Annotated in this window: 21 protein-coding genes and 1 tRNA gene; 11 read left to right on the top strand and 11 right to left on the bottom strand. The window is 64.0% G+C overall.

The features are described from left to right. Entirely contained in the window at positions 1-843 is an 843-nt protein-coding gene (locus tag IYW40_RS11685; RefSeq protein WP_196400581.1) for a shikimate dehydrogenase, read from the top strand. Positions 844-923: 80 nt separating this feature from the next. Here IYW40_RS11685 and IYW40_RS11690 read toward each other — a convergent pair whose 3' ends face one another. Continuing rightward, positions 924-1,391: a phasin family protein gene (locus IYW40_RS11690; protein ID WP_196400582.1), complete on the bottom strand. Its 468-nt coding sequence runs from the start codon at positions 1,389-1,391 to the stop codon at positions 924-926. 14 nt (positions 1,392-1,405) lie between these two features. After that, entirely contained in the window at positions 1,406-1,762 is a 357-nt protein-coding gene (locus tag IYW40_RS11695; RefSeq protein WP_196400583.1) for a phasin, read from the bottom strand. Between the two features lie 330 nt (positions 1,763-2,092). On the opposite strand from IYW40_RS11695, the gene IYW40_RS11700 reads away from it, so the two are divergent. From IYW40_RS11700 to IYW40_RS11715, 4 genes are all read left to right on the top strand, one after another. Then, a complete protein-coding gene (locus IYW40_RS11700; protein ID WP_196400584.1) occupies positions 2,093-4,354 on the top strand; it encodes a HAMP domain-containing sensor histidine kinase in 2,262 nt (753 codons plus the stop codon). 515 nt (positions 4,355-4,869) lie between these two features. Further along, the gene (locus IYW40_RS11705; protein ID WP_196400585.1) at positions 4,870-5,646 is read left to right on the top strand and encodes a 5-oxoprolinase subunit PxpA; all 777 of its coding nucleotides are present in this window, start codon (positions 4,870-4,872) and stop codon (positions 5,644-5,646) included. 5 nt (positions 5,647-5,651) lie between these two features. Beyond that, a complete protein-coding gene (locus tag IYW40_RS11710) occupies positions 5,652-6,383 on the top strand; it encodes an allophanate hydrolase subunit 1 (RefSeq protein WP_196400586.1) in 732 nt (243 codons plus the stop codon). Then, positions 6,380-7,378, top strand: coding sequence for a biotin-dependent carboxyltransferase family protein (locus IYW40_RS11715; RefSeq protein ID WP_196400587.1), 999 nt, complete (start codon positions 6,380-6,382; stop codon positions 7,376-7,378). The genes IYW40_RS11710 and IYW40_RS11715 overlap by 4 nt, the downstream gene beginning before the upstream one ends. Here the strand turns inward: IYW40_RS11715 and IYW40_RS11720 are convergent, their stop codons facing one another. The 3 genes from IYW40_RS11720 to gloB form a co-directional block, all read right to left on the bottom strand. Continuing rightward, a complete protein-coding gene (locus IYW40_RS11720) occupies positions 7,379-8,218 on the bottom strand; it encodes a DUF5765 domain-containing protein (protein WP_196400588.1) in 840 nt (279 codons plus the stop codon). A 90-nt stretch (positions 8,219-8,308) separates the two neighbouring features. After that, the gene (locus IYW40_RS11725) at positions 8,309-8,767 is read right to left on the bottom strand and encodes a cupin domain-containing protein (RefSeq protein WP_196400589.1); all 459 of its coding nucleotides are present in this window, start codon (positions 8,765-8,767) and stop codon (positions 8,309-8,311) included. Further along, a complete protein-coding gene (gene gloB, locus IYW40_RS11730; protein WP_196400590.1) occupies positions 8,764-9,540 on the bottom strand; it encodes a hydroxyacylglutathione hydrolase in 777 nt (258 codons plus the stop codon). The genes IYW40_RS11725 and gloB overlap by 4 nt, the downstream gene beginning before the upstream one ends. Positions 9,541-9,647: 107 nt before the next feature. On the opposite strand from gloB, the gene IYW40_RS11735 reads away from it, so the two are divergent. After that, complete coding sequence (locus IYW40_RS11735; protein WP_196400591.1) at positions 9,648-10,406, top strand: methyltransferase domain-containing protein; 759 nt, start codon at positions 9,648-9,650, stop codon at positions 10,404-10,406. A gap of 114 nt (positions 10,407-10,520) precedes the next feature. On the opposite strand, the gene IYW40_RS11740 is transcribed toward IYW40_RS11735, so the two are convergent. Further along, positions 10,521-11,204, bottom strand: a complete 684-nt coding sequence (locus IYW40_RS11740) for a phospholipase (RefSeq protein WP_175092935.1) — start codon at positions 11,202-11,204, stop codon at positions 10,521-10,523. Positions 11,205-11,775: 571 nt separating this feature from the next. On the opposite strand from IYW40_RS11740, the gene IYW40_RS11745 reads away from it, so the two are divergent. Together IYW40_RS11745 and IYW40_RS11750 are read left to right on the top strand one after the other, a co-directional pair. Beyond that, positions 11,776-11,976 carry a DUF2905 domain-containing protein gene (locus IYW40_RS11745; RefSeq protein WP_123176748.1) on the top strand — a complete coding sequence of 67 codons (201 nt, stop codon included), beginning with the start codon at positions 11,776-11,778 and terminating at the stop codon, positions 11,974-11,976. 31 nt (positions 11,977-12,007) lie between these two features. After that, the gene (locus IYW40_RS11750) at positions 12,008-12,820 is read left to right on the top strand and encodes a DUF4239 domain-containing protein (protein ID WP_196400592.1); all 813 of its coding nucleotides are present in this window, start codon (positions 12,008-12,010) and stop codon (positions 12,818-12,820) included. Positions 12,821-12,828: 8 nt separating this feature from the next. Here IYW40_RS11750 and IYW40_RS11755 read toward each other — a convergent pair. The 4 genes from IYW40_RS11755 to galE form a co-directional block, all read right to left on the bottom strand. After that, positions 12,829-12,905: transfer RNA gene (locus tag IYW40_RS11755), tRNA-Arg, on the bottom strand. A gap of 85 nt (positions 12,906-12,990) precedes the next feature. Beyond that, complete coding sequence (locus tag IYW40_RS11760; protein ID WP_196400593.1) at positions 12,991-13,458, bottom strand: SRPBCC family protein; 468 nt, start codon at positions 13,456-13,458, stop codon at positions 12,991-12,993. A gap of 2 nt (positions 13,459-13,460) precedes the next feature. Further along, positions 13,461-13,790 (bottom strand): metalloregulator ArsR/SmtB family transcription factor, encoded by a 330-nt coding sequence (locus IYW40_RS11765; RefSeq protein WP_175092940.1) that lies wholly within the window; start codon positions 13,788-13,790, stop codon positions 13,461-13,463. A gap of 86 nt (positions 13,791-13,876) precedes the next feature. Further along, on the bottom strand, positions 13,877-14,866 hold the full coding sequence (gene galE, locus IYW40_RS11770; RefSeq protein WP_196400594.1) for a UDP-glucose 4-epimerase GalE: 990 nt from the start codon (positions 14,864-14,866) through the stop codon (positions 13,877-13,879). 219 nt (positions 14,867-15,085) lie between these two features. Here galE and galU point away from each other — a divergent pair, with 219 nt between their 5' ends. The 3 genes from galU (at position 15,086) to murA (ending at position 18,918) form a co-directional block, all read left to right on the top strand. Beyond that, the gene (gene galU, locus IYW40_RS11775; RefSeq protein WP_196400595.1) at positions 15,086-15,970 is read left to right on the top strand and encodes a UTP--glucose-1-phosphate uridylyltransferase GalU; all 885 of its coding nucleotides are present in this window, start codon (positions 15,086-15,088) and stop codon (positions 15,968-15,970) included. Between the two features lie 172 nt (positions 15,971-16,142). Continuing rightward, the gene (locus IYW40_RS11780; RefSeq protein ID WP_196400596.1) at positions 16,143-17,363 is read left to right on the top strand and encodes a beta-ketoacyl-[acyl-carrier-protein] synthase family protein; all 1,221 of its coding nucleotides are present in this window, start codon (positions 16,143-16,145) and stop codon (positions 17,361-17,363) included. Positions 17,364-17,622: 259 nt separating this feature from the next. Beyond that, complete coding sequence (gene murA / locus IYW40_RS11785; protein WP_196400597.1) at positions 17,623-18,918, top strand: UDP-N-acetylglucosamine 1-carboxyvinyltransferase; 1,296 nt, start codon at positions 17,623-17,625, stop codon at positions 18,916-18,918. A 62-nt stretch (positions 18,919-18,980) separates the two neighbouring features. Here the strand turns inward: murA and IYW40_RS11790 are convergent, their stop codons facing one another. Further along, positions 18,981-20,018 carry an AI-2E family transporter gene (locus IYW40_RS11790; protein WP_196400598.1) on the bottom strand — a complete coding sequence of 346 codons (1,038 nt, stop codon included), beginning with the start codon at positions 20,016-20,018 and terminating at the stop codon, positions 18,981-18,983. Between the last annotated feature and the right edge of the window lie 108 nt (positions 20,019-20,126).

Raw genomic sequence — 20,126 nt, forward strand, 5'->3', positions numbered from 1 at the left:
ATGACGAACGGCCATCGCTTTATTCTCGCCGGAGTCATGGGCTGGCCGATCGCGCATTCGCGCTCGCCGAAAATCCATAATCACTGGTTCGCGCAATATGTGATCGAGGGCTGCTACGCGCCGCTGCCGGTCGAGCCCGGCCGGCTGGAGGCGGCGTTGCGCGCCATGCCGGCGCTCGGCTTCGCCGGCTGCAATCTCACGATTCCGCATAAGGAGACGGCGCTCCAGTTTCTCGATCATGTCGATGACTCGGCGGCGCGAATCGGCGCCGTCAACTGCATTGTCGTCGAAAAGAACGGCGCTTTGACCGGCCGCAATTACGACGGCTATGGGTTCATCGCGTCGCTTTATGAGGCGGCGCCCCTTTGGCGCGCCGAGAGCGCGCCCTGCGTCATCATCGGCGCCGGCGGCGGAGCGCGCGCGATCGTCCACGGCTTGCTTGAGGCGGGCGCGCGCGAGATTCGTCTGTTCAACCGCACACTGGCGCGCGCGGAAATTCTCGCGGCCGACTTTGGCCCGCGCGTGTCGGCCCTGCGCTGGGAAGAACGCGAGGCGGGGCTCGCCGGAGCGGGACTTCTCGTCAATGCGACGAGCCAGGGCATGGTCGGCCAACCGCCGCTGGATCTGTCGCTCGCGGCATTGCCGAAATCGGCGCTCGTCGCCGATATTGTTTATGCGCCGCTGGAGACGCGATTATTGGCGGCTGCCCGCAAACATGGCGCGACTCCCGTCGATGGGCTCGGCATGCTGTTGCATCAGGCGCGCCCGGCGTTCCGCGACTGGACCGGCGTGATGCCGGACGTGACGCCGGCGCTGCGCGCCAAGATCGTCGCAACGCTGTAAAAGATCGTCGCAACGCTATAAAAGAAAAAGCGCCGCGACATCGCCCGCGGCGCTCTTCTTACATCAACTCACTTTTCGCGTTACGCCGCGCGCGCGCCGTAGATCGGCGCGATGGAAAAGTTCAGCAGACGTTGCGCGAGCGTCATCAATTCGGTCGACTGCCGCAGCAGCGCGTCAATCCGTTCGCTCACGAAACGCGACTGAAGAGTCGTCGCCTCGTCGATCGTCTTGGCGTTGGCGAGCCGCTCGGCGAAGTCGAGGAACGCTGTGGCGTTTTCCGCCCAGAGATCGATGGACTTCTGCTGCCAGAGGGCAGGGTCGAATCCTTCGGCCTCGCTTTCGGCGGGCTTTGGCGGTTCGGAGATCGCGAGGGCTGTAGACGGAGCCGCAACGACCACCGGCGTCTGCGTTTCAACAGGGGCGGGCGCCGGCTCTGCGCTGACAGCTTCGCTCACCGTCGGAGCCGTCTCGGTCTCCGGAACGCTGGGGGCCGGACGTTTCGTTTCGGGGGCCTTTGATTTGGGGGAAACGTTCTGCGGATTGGCCATTGAGCTTCTCCCCGTTAGGACTTCGTCGTCGTGCGCTGAAGGCTCGCGCCAAGCTCCGTGGTCTGCTCCTGGATCGCTCGCAGCTGCGCCTGCACGAACTCCGACTGAAGCTTGAAAACTTCCTGCGGGTCCTTGGCGTGGACGAGCTTCTGGGCCAGATCAAAGGCCGCGTTGACATTGGCCTCCGCAAAAGACAGGGCCTTGGCGCTAACGTCCTTGGCGCTCGGCAGGCCGAACGGCAGGTCCGCCGAAGTGTCCAGCGCCTTCTGCGCGGCTCCGGCGAAACCTTCAAAGGCCTTGCGCGCCTGTTCGACGCTCTTCTCCGCAAAATCGCGGACTTCAGTGGGAATTTGATAGACAGCTTCGACCATGGCGCACCTCCGTGCGGTGAAAATCAAACAAGCCCCGCGGCAAACCATATGTAACCCGCGCCGCGCCCGGCCCCAACGACGATCCGGCGCTCAGTCATACTGCCCGATTTGATGTTGCAATGCAACAAATTTGTGCGCCGCAGCAGATCGAGGGCGGAAGCGCCGATCGGGGGCGGAAGTGCTGGAAGCGTAGAAATACTAAGAAAAACGCGCGACAATCATAGACCTTGCGCGCGGCGGCGACTAATTTGCTTTTATCCGTTAGCGTCGAGCCGACGAGACGCCTGGGAAGCGCGCGGCGAGCGAGACCGTCGGTTGAGGCGGTAGGCAATGGGCGGTTCGCAGCAGGACCTCGAGGAAGACGCGCGAGCAGCCGCTTGCGTGGCGGCGGATCCTGTTTTTTCCGCGCTCGACGCCTCCGGCGCGCCGATTATCGCGGCGAGCGGCGATCCTCTGCGCATTGCGTTTCTGAACGATCCGGCGCGCGCCGTCTTTGGCGAAGACGCCGGCGGGCTCGCCGACCGGCTGTTTCGCGGCGACGATCCAGGGCCACGACGTCTGGCCGAGCTTGTCGGCGAACTGCGCCGCCGCCCAGGTCTTCGTCTTGAGCGGCTAAGCTTTCGTGCTTTCGCGCAGGCGCAAACGGTCACCTTTCTCTGCCGCGGCCTCACCGCGGAAGGCGGCGACTGTTTCGTTATCGCGGCGCTTGGCGTGCGCGCTGATTCGCCGGCTCAGGACCGGCGCGCGGCCGACGCTTCGGCTGAAGCGCGGGTCAGCGGCGCGACGGCGGCCCTCCGCCGCCGCCTTGCGGCGCGACACGGCGCTCGTTCGCCGCGCTTTTTATGGAAGACCGACGCGGCAGGACGGTTCACCGACGTGACCCACACGCTCGCCGACGTGGTGGGCGAAAAGGCCGCCGACATCCTCGGCCGCTCAGTGCAGGATGCGACGCAGGCCCTGACGCTCGACGCCGCATTTGCCCGCGCCGCCGCCTCACGCCGCGCGTGGAGCGGCGTCGAGGTCGAGTGGCCCTTGGAAGGAGACGCCGGATGTGTGCCGACGACGCTCGGCGCTCTGCAGATGACGGATTCCGCGGGGCGGTTTCTCGGCTATCAGGGCTATGGCGTGTTGCACATTGATCGCGGGCGAGTCGCCGAACCCGTTGCGGCGACCGCTTCCGGTTCGAGTTCTGAAGAGAAATCCTTCGAGCCGTCGCTCGACAATGTCGTGATGCTGCGCGCGCCGGCTTCGGCGCGCGTCGATGTGAGAGAGGCGCTCAGTTCGAGCGAACGCCTAGCGTTTGACGAAATCGCGCGGGCGCTCACGGAAGGCGATCTCGTCATCCCCACGGCGGAGGCCGCCGCGCCGTCGGAGCCCGTGCCTGACGAGCAAGCGCCGCCGACGCGTCGCAATCTCGAGCTCATCGCGCCGGGCCCGGAGCAAAGCGCCCTGGCGCTCGCTCGCACGCTCGAAGAAAAGCTTGCGCGGGCGAAGTCCGAGAGCGCGCTGCTTGGCGCGGCTTTCGACCTCTCGCGCGCGCCGCTTGCGATCGTGGCGGCGGACGGGAAGATCGTGAGAGCCAACGCGCCATTTGCGGCTTGCTTGGCGACGGAGGCGACTGCGCTTGAGAGCCGCGACCTGACATCTTTTTTCACCCCAACCGACGCGCAAATCCTCAGTCAGCTTTTTTCCGACGTCCAGCCGCACGCCCACGCGCGCGTATCGCTGGCCACAGCGCCGCTGCGCGGGAGCGTCCCCGTCGATCTCATCCTGCGCCGGGTCTTCGTCGAAGGAAGGCCGATGATGTTGGTTTCCGCCGAGCCTTTGGAGGCCGCATCTGCGGATGACCGCGCGCTGGAAGCGGCGCGTCTTGCCGCCGAAAGCGCCAATGCGGCGAAGTCCGATTTCCTGACCCGCGTATCGCATGAGATTCGCACTCCGCTGAACGCCATCATGGGCTTTGCGGAAGTGATGATGGAGGAGCGTCTCGGGCCGATCGGCTCTCCCCGCTACAAGGAATATTTGAAAGACATCCGCGCTTCCGGCGCGCATGTCTTATCCCTCGTCAACGATCTTTTGGATCTCTCCAAGATCGAAGCTGGCAAGATGGAGCTTTCGTTCTCGCGCGTCGACGCCAATGCAACCATCGCCGAATGCGCGTCGATCATGCAGGCCCAGGCCAACCAGGGGCGCGTCGTCATGCGTCTCGCGCTTGCGGCGGGCCTTCCGCCGCTGAGGGCTGATGCGCGCTCGCTCAAGCAGATTCTTCTCAATCTTCTGTCGAATGCGGTGAAGTTCAACGAGCCGGGCGGTCAGGTCATCGTGTCGAGCGCGCTGAACGACGCCGGCTCTGTCGTCATCCGGGTCAAGGACACTGGGATCGGCATGTCGGAGGCGGATGTCGCGACCGCCTTGGAGCCGTTCCGGCAGGTTGGCGCATCGCGCAGGGCGAGCGGGACGGGGCTTGGGCTGCCGCTGACAAAGGCTTTGATCGAGGCGAATCACGCCTCATTCAGCATTAAGAGCCGTCACAATGAAGGCACGCTAATCGAAATCGCGTTTCCGCCGCCGCAAGCTCTCGCGGCGGAGTAGTCCGAACAACGATGGAAGAGGGGCCGGTGGGAAACGAGAGCTGAACCGGAGCAGCTCAGTCCGTTGGCGCAACAACGCCGACGCTTAGGCCAAGCTGGTGCTCGCCAACGGACCGGTATGGGACGTAAAGGCCCTAGTTTTCTTGACCTTAGCGGCCAATCTTCATCGCGACGAGAGCGCCGCCGATGACGATAGCGAGCATGAGTCCCGGGATAAGATACTGCATATTTTTTCCTCCCACGTTGAGCCAGCCAGTGGCTCTTTTTTCCGGCTTCGCCGCGATATAGCTTCACCAAAGGGCACTGTCTTTGTCAAGCGCCACCTTGCCCTATTTGTGCGGGTTTGTGCCGATCTTCGCTGCATCGGATCGCCCTGTCACAGGCCGACAATCGCGGCGCTGAAGCCATCGGCCCATAGAAGTTGCGGCGCGCGGACTGACCGCGCGTCGCGCAATTGCCGCCGTGGCGCGGTTGCGCCAATCTCGCGGCCCCTCTTCAAAGGCGACTCGCATTCTCATGGCTTCCGCCGCTCGCGTCATCGATCTTAACGCCGACCTCGGGGAAGGTTTCGGCCATTGGCGCATGGGCGACGACGACGCCATGCTCGACATCGTGACGAGCGCCAATGTCGCTTGCGGCTTCCACGCCGGCGACCCCGACATCATGGCGACGACATTCTCGCGCGCTAAAGAAAAGGGAGTCGCCGTCGGCGCCCATGTCGCCTTTCCGGACCTCGCAGGCTTCGGGCGGCGCAGTTTGCCGATGAGCGCGCGGGAAATCGAGCGCGCGGTCGCCTATCAGCTCGGCGCGGCGCAGGCGCTCGCGGCTTTGAGCGGACATCGGATCACCCATGTGAAGGCGCATGGCGCGCTCGCCAATATCGCCGAGCGCGACGCCGACGTCGCGAACGCCATCGCCCGCGCGGTCCGCGGCGTCGATTCGTCGCTCGCGCTGCTCGCGATTGCGCTCTCCGAGCAAACGCTCGCCGGCGCGCGCGCGGGGCTGCGCGTGGTGAACGAAATTTTCGCCGACCGCACCTATATGGACGACGGACGGCTGCAGCCGAGATCACAAGAAGGCGCGGTGATCGAGGATATCGAGATAGCCAGCGCCCGCGTGCGCGACATGCTCGCCAGCGGCGGTCTCAAGACCAACAGCGGCGGACTCTTGCCGACGCAGATCGACTCGGTCTGCGTCCACGGCGATTCGCCGCTCGCGGTTGAAATGGCCCGGAGCCTGCGCGCCGCGCTCGAAGGCGACGGCTGGAAGCTGCGCGCCTTCGCAGGAGCGTGATCGCGATGGACGATGAGACACCGCGCTTTCTCGACTGCGGCGAGGCGGCGCTTTCAGTGGAATTCGGCGACAGCGTCGATCCCGCCGTCAATGCGCGCGTGCTGGCGCTCGACGAACGTCTTCGCGCCGCGCCGCCGGCCGGCCTGCGCGAAACGACGCCCACCTACCGCGCGCTGTTCCTGCGCTACGAGCCGCTCGAAATTTCGCGCGCCGCGCTCATTGCGGCGATCGAAGCTCTGATCGGGACTGGGGGCGTTGAGGCGTCGCAGCCAGCTGCGCGCTGGACCATTCCCTGCTGCTATGATCCCGAATTCGCTGAGGACATTGGCGAAGCCGCCGCGCTGCTCGGGCAGACGGCGCAATCCATCGCGCAGCTGCACGCCGGCGCCGACTATCGCGCCTATATGTATGGTTTCGCGCCGGGGTGGTGCTATCTCGGCGGACTGCCTCAGGCGCTCGCGATCCCGCGGCGCGTCAGCCCGCGCGGTCCGACGCCGCAGGGCGCGGCGCTGATCGGCGGCGCGCTCTCTTTGATCGCCGCCAATCCGATGCCGACCGGCTGGTATGTCATCGGGCGCACGCCTGAGCGCATGTTCGCGCTGAACCGCGACCCGCCTTTTCTTGTCGCGCCGGGCGACGCCGTGCGCTTCGAGCCGATCGACGCCAAGACATTTCTATCGCTCGATGCGCGCGCCTTGGCCGGCGAGACGGTGGCGCGCCGGGAGACGCTGCTTTGAGCGCACGGCTCCTCGTCGACGCCGCCGGACCCGGCGTCACCATTCAGGACGAGGGGCGCTTCGGGCTGTCGCGCTACGGCGTCACGCCGGCGGGGCCGATGGATCTTGGCGCTTATCTCGCCGCGACGCGCGCCGCCGGCGCCGACAGCGCAATCGAAGTTTCGCTCGGGGGCGTGACGCTTCGGGCGGAAGGCGCGACGCTTTGCGTCGCCGTGGCGGGCGGAGATTTCGACATCCGGCTCGACGGGCGGCCAATGCCGCCGGCGTGCCTGCTGCCGCTTGCCGAAGGCGCACGGCTCGCGCTGCGCGCGGGCGCGTTAGGGGCCTGGTGCTATGTCGCCGTCGGCGGAACGCTCGCTTTCGCGCCCACGCTGGGTTCGCGCGCCACGCACGCCCGGTCCGGCCTCGGTCCAAAGCCGCTCGCCGCCGGCGACGCCTTGACGCTCGCCGAGACGGCGGCGCCGCCGCTCGAGCCGCTGGCCTTGGCGGGGCCTTGGCTGACGTCGAGCGACGCGCCGATCCGCCTGGTTCTCGGGCCTCAGGCGGATTATTTCGCGCCGCAGGAGATCGAGGCCTTTCTGAACGCACGCTGGCGCATCGGCGCCCGCAGCGATCGCATGGCCTATCGGCTCGAGGGGCCGGCGATCCGGCATCGGCGCGGACATGACATCGTCTCCGACGGCGTCGCCATGGGCGCGATCCAGATCCCCGGCGACGGCGCGCCGCTCGCGCTGATGGCGGACCGACAGCCGACCGGCGGCTATCCGAAAATCGCGACGATCATCGGGGCGGATCTCGGCCGGCTGGCGCAATTGCGTCCCGGCGAAGACCTGTCCTTCCGCGCCGTGGACTGGGACGAGGCGGTCGCCGCCCGCCGCGCCTATTTTGCGGCCATCGAGGCCGGCGCGACGCGCGAGCCTCTCGGCGCCGAGATGACCACCGAGTCGCTGCTGGCGGAAAATCTCGTCGGCGGCGTCGTCAACGCGCGAGACTGATCACTCCGCGGGCTCTTTGACCTCGGTGAGGAGAGCGACGGGCGCGGCCGGCTGCGGCGCCGTCGCGGCGAGCGCCGCCTTTGCAGCCGCTTTCCGCCGCTTCCACCATTTGATCAGCATCATCCACCACGGGTCGCCGACATGCAGGTGATAACGCAGCGGCGTCTTGATGATGGCGAGCACGAGCCCGATCGAGAACAGGCACCAGACCGCCGGCCATTCATTGATGTTGCTGGTCGTCAGGCCGGCGAGAAACGGTCCGGCAAGCCAGGAGAACAGGATGAAGCGCCAGCTGCCGAAGAGTGACGGGATATAGAAGGCCATCAGCGGATATTCGATATAGCCGCGTCCGAGATAGGGATTGTTGACCATGGAATTGCCAATGCCATTCGTCGGCAGCAGCCAGGCGATGTGCCATTCGCCGCGGACCGTGCAGAGCATGTCGCCGCACAGCGGGCGTCCAGCGGCGCAGTGGCCAGCCCAGTCGAAGGGATAGAGCTGCAGCAGCATGGCGATGGCCGCGACGAAGCAGCCGAAATAGGCCCAGGGCGCGATGATGCGGGCGCTGTCCTTGGGCATGAAATAGAGCGCGACGGCGTTAATGAAGAAGGGCTGGAATGTGATGTGGAGATAACCAAACATGGTCATCAATTGGTTGAGTGGCGAGTCGCACTGATTCAAGACCGAGTAGGCGACCGCCTGAAGCGACTCCATGCTGGCGAAGTAGAGAAGGCAGACCCAGAGGGCGAGCGGTTCGGGGTCCTTTTTGAGCGCCGAATAGGCCGCGCCGGCGATCCCCGCCGTCGCCAACACCGCTGACGCCTCTCCACTCCAACACATTCGGACATTTCCTCATTTTTATTGTCTGCGACCCGATACACTATCCGCCGGGTCGGTCAAAGCCCCCGATGGGCTGAAAAGCCCTTGAGTTCAGGCTGGAACGTCGGGGGAGAAGTCCGCCGGCGCCAGCTCGAAGCCGGCGAATTCGAAGCCCGGCGCGACCGTACAGCCGACGAGGGTCCATTCGTCAGGCCCCTGGCCGAGGCTTTTCGCCGACTGCCAAACGCCTACGGGGACCACGGCTTGCGGCTGCTCGCCCGCTGCGAGTTCCGCGCCAAGGCGCAAGACTTCGGTCGGGGCGCCGGGCGACGCGATCTTAAGCTCCAGCGCCGCGCCGGCGTAGAAGTGCCAGACTTCGGCGGCGTCGACCCGATGCCAGTGGGATATCCCGCCGCCAGGGAGCAGATAGTAGATCGCCGTCGAGGCGGCGCGGCCTCCCGGCCCGGCCGAGCAGGGATCGCGAAAGGTCTGCCGATAAAAACCGCCCTCGGGATGTGGCGCGAGATCGAGAAGCCGGACGACCTCCTGCGTCGAAAGCCCGGTGGTCATGCGGCGAAGCTGTTCTTGCGTTCGCGCATCGCCGCGAAGACGGCGAAGGGATCGGCGCCCTTCATGCCCATCGCGGCCTTCACGCTCGGGTCCTCGACCCGCAGAAACGGGTTGGTGGCGTTTTCGAGCGCGATGGTCGTCGGCAGGGTGAATTTCCGCTCCTTGCGCAGATCCGCGACGGTCTGCGCCCGCTCGCGCAACACTGAGTTCTCTGGATCGACAGTGAGCGCGAATTTGGCGTTAGCCTGCGTATATTCGTGTCCGCAATACACCTGTGTTTCGCCGGGCAGATTGGCGAGCGTTTCGAGCGTGAGGCGCATCATGTCCATGGTGCCCTCGAAAACGCGGCCGCAGCCGAGCGAGAACAGCGTGTCGCCAACAAACAAAATTTCATCGTCGCCGAAATAATAGGCGATGTGTCCAAGCGTATGGCCGGGCGTTTCAATGACGCGCGCGCGCGCCTCGCCGACTTCCACGATATCGCCTTCCGAAACCGCGCGATCGAGCGGCGGCAGTCGATGCGCGTCCTTGGCGGCGCCGATCACCTTCATGTGCGGAAAGCGCGCCTTGAGCGTCTGCGTTCCCTGAACGTGATCGGCGTGGTGATGGGTCAGAAGCAAATGCGTCAGCGGCCAGCCGCGTCGCTCGGCCTCATTGGCGATCGCTTCGCCGTCGGGCGCATCGACGCTCGCGGTCGCGCCGAGTTCCGGCTCATGAACGAGCAGGCCGAAATTATCGTTCAGGCAGATGAACTGCGCGACTTCCAATGCCATCGGGCTTGTCTCCTCGGGCGGTCCCTATCATAAACGCGCTTCGTCAAAAAACGCGACTGCGGCGTGCGAACGATCTCAGCGTCTTGCGCCATTGCTCGATTGCGCCGATGATCCGCGCCATGCTCGACGTTGTCGAATTGCGCGCGTTTTACGATACGGCGCTGGGCGGGGTCGCCCGACGCCTTGTGTCGCGGCTGGTGCGCGCGCGCTGGCAGGACCACGCCGGCCTGCGCGTGCTCGGCCTTGGCTACGCGACCCCCTATCTCGACGGTTTTCTCGAAAAAGCGCAGCGGGTTCTTGCCTTTATGCCGGCCACCCAGGGCGTCGTCCATTGGCCGCCCGACGGGCGCTCCGCCTCCGCTCTGGTGGAGCCGTCGATGACGCCGTTGCCCGACGCCAGTATGGATCGCATCCTGATCGTGCATGCGCTCGAAACGGACGAACACCCGCATGATCTCCTTGAGGAGATCTGGCGCATTCTTGCGCCGGGCGGCCGGGTGCTGATCGTCGCGCCGAGTCGCACGGGGCTTTGGGCGCGCGTCGACACGACGCCCTTTGGACAGGGCCACCCCTATTCGCGCGGCCAGCTGCAGCAATTGTTGCAGGCGGCGCAGTTTCTGCCGCTCTATTGGGACGAGGCGCTTTACGTGCCGCCGTTCCAGCGTGCTTCGCTGCTGCGCTCCGCGCCGGCCTTCGAGCGAATCGCCGGCCGCTTTTCGCTGCCCGGCGGCGGCGTGCATATCGTGGAGGCGACGAAGCAGCTCTATCGCCCGGTTATGCGCCGCGCCGTGCGTCGCCTGCCGATCGAACTTGAGCCGGCGATGGAGCCCGCCGGCGCCGAGGCGGGGCTGGAAGGAATAAGTTAGAGCGTTGCACCAAAACGCCGAGCCATCGCGCGCGACGATGCGATGGGCGACAATTGCGATCGGCGGCAATATCGTCTTCACGCGCCGATGGCGCCCGCCCCATAACTTCGTGCGTCAGCGTCGGCGAAGTTCGACGGCGACGCCGAACGACTGCGCCAGGAACAGGGCGCCATGGATCAATCCGGTTTCGTCGATTCCATGGCCAAGCCGCGCCGAGAGGTGCCATTGGGTCGGCACGCCGGAGTCGGCAAGCGCATTGGCGGACATGAGCAGCGCCTCGACCGGGATCATTTCGTCTTCTTCGCCGTGCGCCAAAAGGACGGCCGGCGGTTTCTCATAGGCCAGCGGCGCTTCGTCCGCCTGCGCCGGCCCGAGCACATAGACTCCTGAATAGCCGAGAATCGCGCGCGGCGCGCGCTTGCGGCGCAGTCCCGTATGCAGCGCCATCATCGTGCCCTGGCTGAATCCGACCAGCGCCAGCGCGCGATCGTCGAACCCGCGCTTGGCGAGTTCGTCGTCCAGAAAGGCGTCGAGCGTCGGACGCGCCGCGACGCAGCCGCGCCAGCGCTCTTCGGGATCGCGCATGGTGAGCGGAAACCATTGTCGTCCGGTCGGCGATGCGGCGCATCGCTCAGGCGCATGCGGCGCGACGAAATCGGCGTCGGGAAGGAAGGCGCGCCATTGGCGGCCGATCTCGATGAGATCGGCGCCGTCGGCGCCGTAGCCGTGAAGAAAAACGACGAGCTGCTTTGGCTTGCCGGAACGCGCCTGCACTCTCGGACCATCAATCGCCGCCATGAACCTGCGCCCTTCCGTCGCATAGATGCGTGGCGAGGTTTATGCGCGAAGCGCGGCGCCGACGCAACGGCGCGCGAAACTATAATGTCTTGACGAAAAACGAGACGATCTTGAACGCATAGATGCAAGCGGCGGCCAGCGTGCTGTGCTTGACCATGGTCATGGCGAGATAAATGTGATCAGGCCTCATGAAAACCCTCATAGTCGCACGCAAACGCTGCGCGCCGGCGATCGCATCAGGAGCGACCCATTGGAGTGAGACAGTTGCTTTGCGAAGCGTCGCGCGGCCCGCGTCTCGAACCGGCTCCCGCAAGAGCCGCGCCATGCGCCGTCGGTTCGATTGCGTCGGTTCGCCGCAGGCGATGTAATGACGTCGAACCCTTCGTCGGCACCTATACTTTGACGACGCGCCTGGTCAAGCGAAGCGCGCTGAGATTCCTAGCTTTGCGACAATGTGTCACCTGAAAACGCAATGGTGAACAATGCGCCGGCCCTGCTGGCGATTTCGTCGAAATGCGCGAAATAGCAATAGGAAAGTCATCGATCAGGAACGCGATGAAAGGCTGACCCTGTGGCCAAGTTTCTCATCATTGCGGGGCTCGTCATGGTCGGCCTCGGCCTTCTGTGGATGGTCGGCGAGAGATTTGGCCTCGGGCGCCTGCCAGGCGATATCGTCGTCGAGCGTGGCAATTTTAAATTCTATTTTCCACTCGCCACGTCGCTCATTTTGAGCGTCGTCATCAGTCTGCTCTTGTGGCTGTTCAATCGCTGAGCTTTTGACAATTCGACGCAGGCGTCTGCTAATGCCGCCGAAGAAGGAGGCGCCGGTGCCGCAGTCGTTTACAAGTTTGTCCGTCCCGCAAATGGCCGCTCTGTTCTGCGTCGGCTCGGTCGCCGTGACTTGGCTCGGCGTTTTGCTTTTCAATCGGCTCGCGCATGGGTGGATACATGGGCGTCGCAACGCTAATGAAATGATCGGCCTGACGCTGGCCGCCTATTCGACGCTTTACGGAATTTTGCTGGGATTGCTCGCGGTCGAAGCCTATCAGGATTTTTCTTCCGTTCAGGACATCATCTCTAAGGAGGCGTTGACGATCGCCACCCTTCATCGAGATTTCGACGGCTTTCCGCAGCCGACGCGGGGCGAGCTTCAGGACAATCTGCGCAACTATGCGCGCGAGGCGATCGACGCTGTCCATCCGCCGCCCAATGTTCCTCAGGACCCCCATTCACGTTCGCCTGGATTGACGGCGCTCTTCGCGCAGGTGATGAGTTTTCAAGCCAAACTGAAAAGCGAGGAAATCGTTCAGACCGAGACGTTCAGTCGCCTGAACACGCTTGTCGAGCATCGCCGCTATCTCATCGCCGCCGGCGCGAATGGCATTCCAAAGGAGCTGTGGCTGGTGGTCTGTCTCGGCGGTTTTTTATTGCTTGGGCTGATATGCATCTTTGACATGGAGTTCCATGTCCATCTGATCCTGAGCGGCGCAATGGCGCTGTTTCTCGGCTCGGTGATCTTTCTGATCGCCGCGATGGACAATCCATTTAACGGCGGCATGACGGTCGATTCAGGGCCGCTTGAAGCGGTGCTGGCGACCTTCCCGGAGGCGCGCTGAGGCGTTTCTGGCGGTCCCGAAGGGATTCGAACCCCTGACCTTCGGTTTAGGAAACCGCTGCTCTATCCTGCTGAGCTACGGGACCGCGTCGCCCCTCTCTAGCATAGCGTGCGTCGGAGAAAAAAGACGCCATGCGCCCTCCGGCCAGCGCCAGAGGACTCATTTCCTCCTCAGGAAGTATTCCGCGCCACTTCCTCGAGCTGCGTAATGCATGCGCCCCAGCCATCGTAGAAGCCCAATTCTTCATGGCGGCGGCGTTCGGCGGCGTCCTTGTGCATGACGCGCGCAACGTAGCGCGTGCCGGGGCCCTCGTCGGCCATGGTCAGAATCGCCGTAAATGCGAGCCAGGGCGAGGCGGGACGCCAGCCGCCGATTAGCATGGAGGTGAAGACGATGCGCTCCTGTGGCGTGACGTCGAGGAAGCAGCCGGGATTGTCGCTTTCTCCGCCATCTGGCCCGCTCATGAACGTGTGGAAGCCGCCGCCGGGACGAAAGTCGAAGGCACGAACCTCGGTTTTCCAGGGCCGCGGGCACCACCATTCCTTGAGGAGGGCCGGGTCGGTCCAAGCCTTCCAGACGCGCGCGCGAGGGGCGGCCACGAAGCGGGAAATTTCAAGATCCAGTTTTTGATCGCCCATCCTTAATCCTCGCTTTTCTCCAGGAACGCGTCCAAACGATCGAAGCGCGCCTCCCAATGCGCGCGTTGCCGCGCGAGCCACGCCTGCGCGGCGTCGAATCTTTTTGGCTGGATGCGGCAGGTGCGCACGCGCCCTGTCTTTCGGCTCGTCACAAGCCCGCTCCGCTCCAGAGTCTGCAGATGCTGCATGACCGCTGGAAGCGACATGTTGAGCGGCCCGGCCAATTCGCTGACATTCGCCGGCCCGCGCGCAAGGCGCTCGACCATGGCGCGTCGCGTCGGATCGGCGAGCGCCGAGAACATGCGATCGAGGCTCTCAGAACGCTTAGGCATGTGCTTAAGTATCATTGCGCGGCGTCAGCGGCAACAGAAACTTCACAAACTGCTTAAGTGTTGGACGGACGTATTTCTGCGCTGTATCAGCCGCCGCGCGCCATGAGGCGCTTTTCCCACTCCAGAGCCTGACGAACGATCTCGTCGAGATCGTCATGCTGCGGCGTCCAACCGAGCGTCCGGCGGATTCTTTCATTCGCCGCGACGATCGCGGCAGGGTCGCCTGGACGGCGCGGCGAAATTTCGACGTCGAAATCAACGCCCGAAACCCGTTTCACCGATTCGATCACCTCGAGAACGGAAAAGCCGCGCTCATAGCCGCAATTGGCCGTCAGGTTCGCGCCCCCGTCGCGCAGATAGCGCAAGGCGTCGAGATGGGCGCGCGCGAGATCGGTGACCTGGATATAGTCGCGCACGCATGTCCCGTCGGGCGTCGGGTAATCGTCGCCGAAGACCTGCAGTTTTGGGCGCAGGCCGAGCGCCGTCTGCACGGCGACCTTGATGAGATGCGTAGCGTTCGGCGTCGACTGCCCCGAACGGCCCTTGGGATCCGCGCCGGCGACGTTGAAATAGCGCAAGGCGACATAGGCGAGGCCGTGCGCGCGCGCCGTATCCTCCAGCATCCATTCGACCATGAGCTTCGATCGCCCATAGGGCGAAACCGGCTTTAGCGGCTCGTCCTCGGTCACCGGATTATGCAGAGGATCGCCGTAGACGGCGGCGGTCGAAGAAAAGATGAAGCGTTTGACGCGACGCGCCACCGACGTCGCGAGCAGGGTGCGCGCTTTCGCCGTATTGTTGAGATAATAGCCGAGAGGATCGGCGACGGAATCGGGAACGACGATCTTTGCGGCGAAATGGATGATCTCATTAATGGCATGGCGCTCGATCAAATCCGCGACGAGATCCGCGTCGCCAAAATCGCCGACCACGAGCGGCGTCCCCTCGGGAACCGACCAGCGGAAGCCGGTCGAGAGATCGTCGAGCACGACGGGCGGAGGTTCGCCGGCGTCGAGCAGTTCGAGAACCGTATGACTGCCGATATAGCCGGCGCCGCCCGTAACCAGAACCGTCATGCCACAACCTTCCTCTCGTATCTTCGGCTGACGTTAACGCCGCATGGCCTGAACGTCTCATGTGTTTTGCGCCATTCGCGTCGCGAACTCTACGATCCAGCCAAATCGTGCTAAGCGGCCCGTTTTCAAGCCGCCTTCCGTCGACCCTGCGGCGAGTCGCCTCCGGAGCGATTCGCCGCTATCACCCCTTCGCCGTCTCACCTCTCAATGGGCCTCTCCATGAGCAAACGCATTCGCAAGGCTGTTTTCCCCGTCGCCGGCCTCGGCACGCGCTTTCTGCCCGCCACCAAGGCCGTGCCGAAGGAGATGCTAACCGTCGTCGACCGCCCGGTCGTGCAGCATGTCGTGGACGAAGCCCGAGAAGCCGGAATAGAGCATTTCATTTTCGTCACCGGGCGCGGCAAGGGGGCCATCGAAGATCACTTCGACATGGCCTATGAGCTTGAGGATACGCTGCGCCGCCGCAACAAGACCAAGGAATATGAAGCGCTGATGTCGGACCTGCCAGCTGCGGGCGCGACAAGCTTCACCCGCCAGCAGGCGCCGCTTGGCCTCGGCCACGCCGTGTGGTGCGCGCGCGACATTATCGGCGACGAGCCCTTCGCGGTGCTGCTGCCCGACATGATCACGCTTCCGGCGCGAGGCAAAAGCGCGCGCTGTCTCGCAGAAGCGGTCGCGGCTTACGAAACCCATGGCGGCAATATCATCGCGGTCGAGGAAGTGAAGCCGGAAGAGACGCATCAATACGGCATCGTCGCGCGTGGCAAGGATTACGGGGCGACGTTCGAAATCACAGGGATGGTCGAAAAGCCGCCGCAGGGGACGGCGCCCAGCAATTTCATCATTTCCGGTCGATATATTCTGGAGCCGGAAATTTTCACGCTGCTTGAAAAGCATGAAAAAGGCGCCGGCGGCGAAATTCAGCTCACCGACGCCATGATCCATCTTGCGAAGACGCGGCCCTTCCACGCCGTACGCTTCGACGGGCGGACCTATGACACGGGCTCAAAGCTTGGATTTCTCGTGGCCAATGTCGCCTTCGGCCTAGCGCGGCCGGACGTCGCGGAGGGCCTGCGCGCCGAGCTGAAGAAGATGCTCGATTAGGGTGTATATCCAAAAAAGACAGTGGCTTATGCGCGTCTTGGGCGAACGGCGGCTCTTGTGCCGCCGCGGTCCTCCGTTTGACGCCGGCGCGCGCCTCATTAAACCTTCAAACGATTCTTAAGATCGGCGCGAGGCCGCGCGCGGTTGAAATCAAGCAAAGGATTGAACACTGATGCCGCAACAAGGCGCCGCGCGCAGAATCGTTATTACCGGAATGGGCGCGGTGTCGGCCGCCGGCGTTGGCGCGAGGCCGCTGTGGCGCGCGGCGCGCGACGGCGTGTCTTGCGTGCGCCCGCTGAGATCGGAGCGCCCCTATGTTGGGCGAATCAAGATCGCCGCGCAGGTCCCGGATTTCACTCCGGCGGCGCATATCGAAGCCGAACTGCTTCCCTACTGCGATCCCTTCACGCAATTTTCCATCGTCGCGGCCGACGAGGCGCTGGCGCAGGCGGGGTTCGAGCGCAAGCAAGTCGGCGGGCCGCGCACCGCGGTCATCATCGGCACCGGCATTGGCGGCGCCACGACCATCGATAATAACGCCTATCTCGAATATAAGCTCGACGGCCGTCCGGATACGTTGACCGTGCCGCGCCTGATACCGAGCGCCGCGCCGACGACTCTCGGCATGCGCTACGGCGCCAAGGGACCGACCTTCGCGCTCGCCTCCGCCTGTTCCTCGGCGGCGCAGGCCATCGGCGAAGCCTTCGAAATGCTGCGCGCCGGCCGCGCCGACCGGGCCATCGCCGGCGGCGCCGAAGCCTGCGTGATCAATGGTTCGATTCGCTCCTGGGAGTCGCTGCGCGTTCTCACGCCGGATCTCTGCCGCCCGTTCTCGCAAAAGCGCAACGGCATGACGCTTGGCGAAGGCGCCGCTGTCTTCATCCTGGAGACGCTGGAAGGCGCACTGGCGCGCGGCGCGACGCCGCTCTGCGAACTCGCCGGCTATGGCACGACGAGCGACGCTTTCGATCCGCTGCGCGCCGATGTCGAAGGCCCGTCGCGCTGCATGCGGCTTGCGCTCGACAGCGCCGGATTGGAGCCCGGCGATGTCGACTATCTTAACGCCCATGGCACCGCGACCTACGCCAATGACATCACCGAGTCGCAGGCGATGCGCGCCGTTTTCGGCGACACGCCGCCGCCGGTTTCGTCAACGAAACCCGTGCACGGCCATGCGCTGGGCGCAAGCGGCGGGCTGGAGCTCGTCGTGACGATTTCCGCGCTGCGCGATCAGATCGCGCCGCCGACGATCAATTTTCTTGAGCCTGACCCCAAATGCGAGGTCGACGCCATTCCCAATGTCGCGCGCGAGATGCCGATTCGCGTCGCGCTCTCGAATTCTTTCGCCTTTGGCGGCATCAACGCCACGCTCGCCGTGCGGGCGATGACTTGATCGGGTAGGGCCCTAGAATCGCAGTAGTTTCGCAAGAGGGGCGGTCGACCGCGATGACAGGGAACGACGAGGAGGGCAGGGGCGGCGCCCCAAAAGGGGCGGATTTTAGCCCGAAGTCTAACAGCGAGCCGAAGAAGAAGGCGGCGCTTGCCGCCGCCTTGCGCGCCAATCTTGCTCGTCGCAAGGCGCGCGAGCGCGCGCTGCGGGACCAGGCGTCAGCGAAAAACGGCGGGAACTCGAAAACCGACAGCGAGGGGTGATGGATAAGATCAAGATCGTCGGCGGGACCAGGCTCAATGGCGTGATCCCGATCTCCGGCGCGAAGAACGCCGCCTTGCCGCTGATGATCGCATCGCTCCTGACGCGCGAAACCGTGACGCTCGCCAATATGCCGCTCCTCGCGGACGTGATGCTTCTCGAGCGCATCCTCGGCAATCATGGCGTGGATTACGCCATTGCCGGCAAGCGCACCGGCGAGTCCGTCGACGCCGGCCGCACCGTTCATCTCACCGCGCGCGAAATCGTCGACACCACCGCGCCCTATGATCTCGTCTCGCGCATGCGCGCCAGCTTCTGGGTGCTCGCGCCGCTCGTCGCGCGTTGCGGCGAGGCGCGCGTGTCGCTGCCGGGCGGCTGCGCCATCGGCACGCGGCCGGTCGATCTGCTGCTCATGGCGCTGGAAAAGCTCGGCGCCAAACTCGACATCGAAAATGGTTACGTCGTCGCCTCGGCGAAGAACGGGCTCACCGGCGCCGAGATCGACTTTCCCAAAGTCACGGTCGGCGGCACGCATACGGCGCTGATGGCGGCGTCGCTCGCGCGCGGAACCACCGTGCTGCGTAACGCCGCGCGCGAACCCGAAGTCGTCGATCTTGCCGACTGCCTCATAAAAATGGGCGCGCGCATCAAGGGCGCCGGCCAGTCGACGATCGAGATCGAGGGCGTGGGTTCGCTTTTCGGGGCCAGACATGCGGTCATGCCTGATCGCATTGAGGCCGGCACCTACGCCATGGCGGTGGCGATGACGGGGGGCGACGTTCTGCTCGCCGGCGCGCGCGCCGATCTTCTGCAGGCGGGGCTCGACTCCCTCGTGCAGGCAGGCGCCAGCATCACCGAGACGAATGAAGGACTGCGGGTGACGCGTAACGGCGCCGGCATTTCGCCGGTCGATGTCACGACGGCGCCGTTCCCGGCCTTCCCGACCGATCTGCAGGCGCAATTCATGGCGCTGATGACGCGCGCCAAGGGCGTTTCGCGCATCACCGAGACGATTTTCGAGAACCGCTTCATGCATGTGCAGGAGCTCGCGCGGCTTGGCGCCCGCATCAAGCTCGAAGGCGACACCGCGATCGTGACGGGGGCGGATCACCTCGATGGCGCGCCGGTGATGGCGACAGATCTGCGCGCCTCCGTCTCGCTCGTCATTGCGGCGCTCGCCGCGCGCGGCGAGACGACGATCAATCGCGTCTATCATCTCGATCGCGGTTTCGAACGCCTGGAGAAGAAGCTGCGCGGCTGCGGCGCGGAAATCGAGAGAATCACCGCGGCGGGGTGAGCGAGGCGTAGCAATTCGTTCGGGGCCTTCGAACTCAATCGATTCTCTTGAATCGAGGTTGCTCAGTCCGGCAGCGATCGGGTTCGCGATGTTCCAGAGAACATCGTGGCGATCCACTGAGTTGACGGAAACTGCGCGCAGAGCGTGAGAAAAGCGATCGCCAGCGGGACCCCGATGAAGGCTCCGGGAAGGCCCCACAGAAAAGTCCAGAGAACGACGGCAAATGTCACGACGGATGGTGAAATCGCCAAAGCCGAACCCGAAATCAGCGGCTCGAGATAGCTGCCAATGACAAATTGAATCACAGCGAGGGTAACGAACACGAACATCGCGCTTTGCCAGGAATCGAATTGAACAAGAGCAAAGAATGCCGGAAGAACCGTAACGATCAACGCCCCGATATACGGGAGATAGTTCAGCGCGAAGGCTAAGATTCCCCAGGCGGCCGCAAGCTCAAGTCCCATCAGCAGAGCAAAACCGGCGACCGCGACGCCCGTAACGATGCTCGCAATTGTGCGCACAATCATATATTTGCGGAATTTCCGCGCAATCGACTGGCTCGCCATCAACAAACGACGACTTGTTTCTTGGTCTTTCAACGTCGCGATATGATTTTGAAAATCTTCTGTTTCGACAAGGCCCATGATCAAGAAGATGAAGACCAGAAGAGAGAAGCCAACAAGAACGTTGATCCTTGTCGCGACTGCTCTCAGAAAGCCGATCAACCAGGCGGCATCGAAATTTTCCGTCACATGCGACATCACGAATATGTCGTGATCTTCCAGCCACTTCGTGGAGTTGCGGAATGTCGTTCCAATCTTCACGAGATTGTGACGAATCCAGTCCGCGATTTCGCCGGCGCCCCAGACGATCATCGACGTCAGCGCGACAACGACGGCAAGCGTCAAGACAATCGTGATCAGGAGCGCCAAAGCTTTTGGCGTTCTGGACGCGAGGGCTTTCTGCAGCGGCCATATCAGCGCGATGATGAATATCGCAAAGATCACCGGCTCGAACACAACCTGAGCCATGGAAGACGCTGCAAGCACAACGAACGCTATGATGAGCCCGGCCATAATGCTCACGACTTTGTTGTCCATGGCGCACCGGTCAATGTTCAATCGCTAATTGGCGATCAATCTAGCGCTGCAACCGAGAATCATCTACTTCGATTCACGCATTTGGCGATTTTGCGCCTGCATGGGTTG

Source organism: Methylocystis sp. H4A (genome assembly GCF_015709545.1).
In the GTDB taxonomy this organism is placed as follows: Bacteria; Pseudomonadota; Alphaproteobacteria; order Rhizobiales; family Beijerinckiaceae; genus Methylocystis; species Methylocystis silviterrae.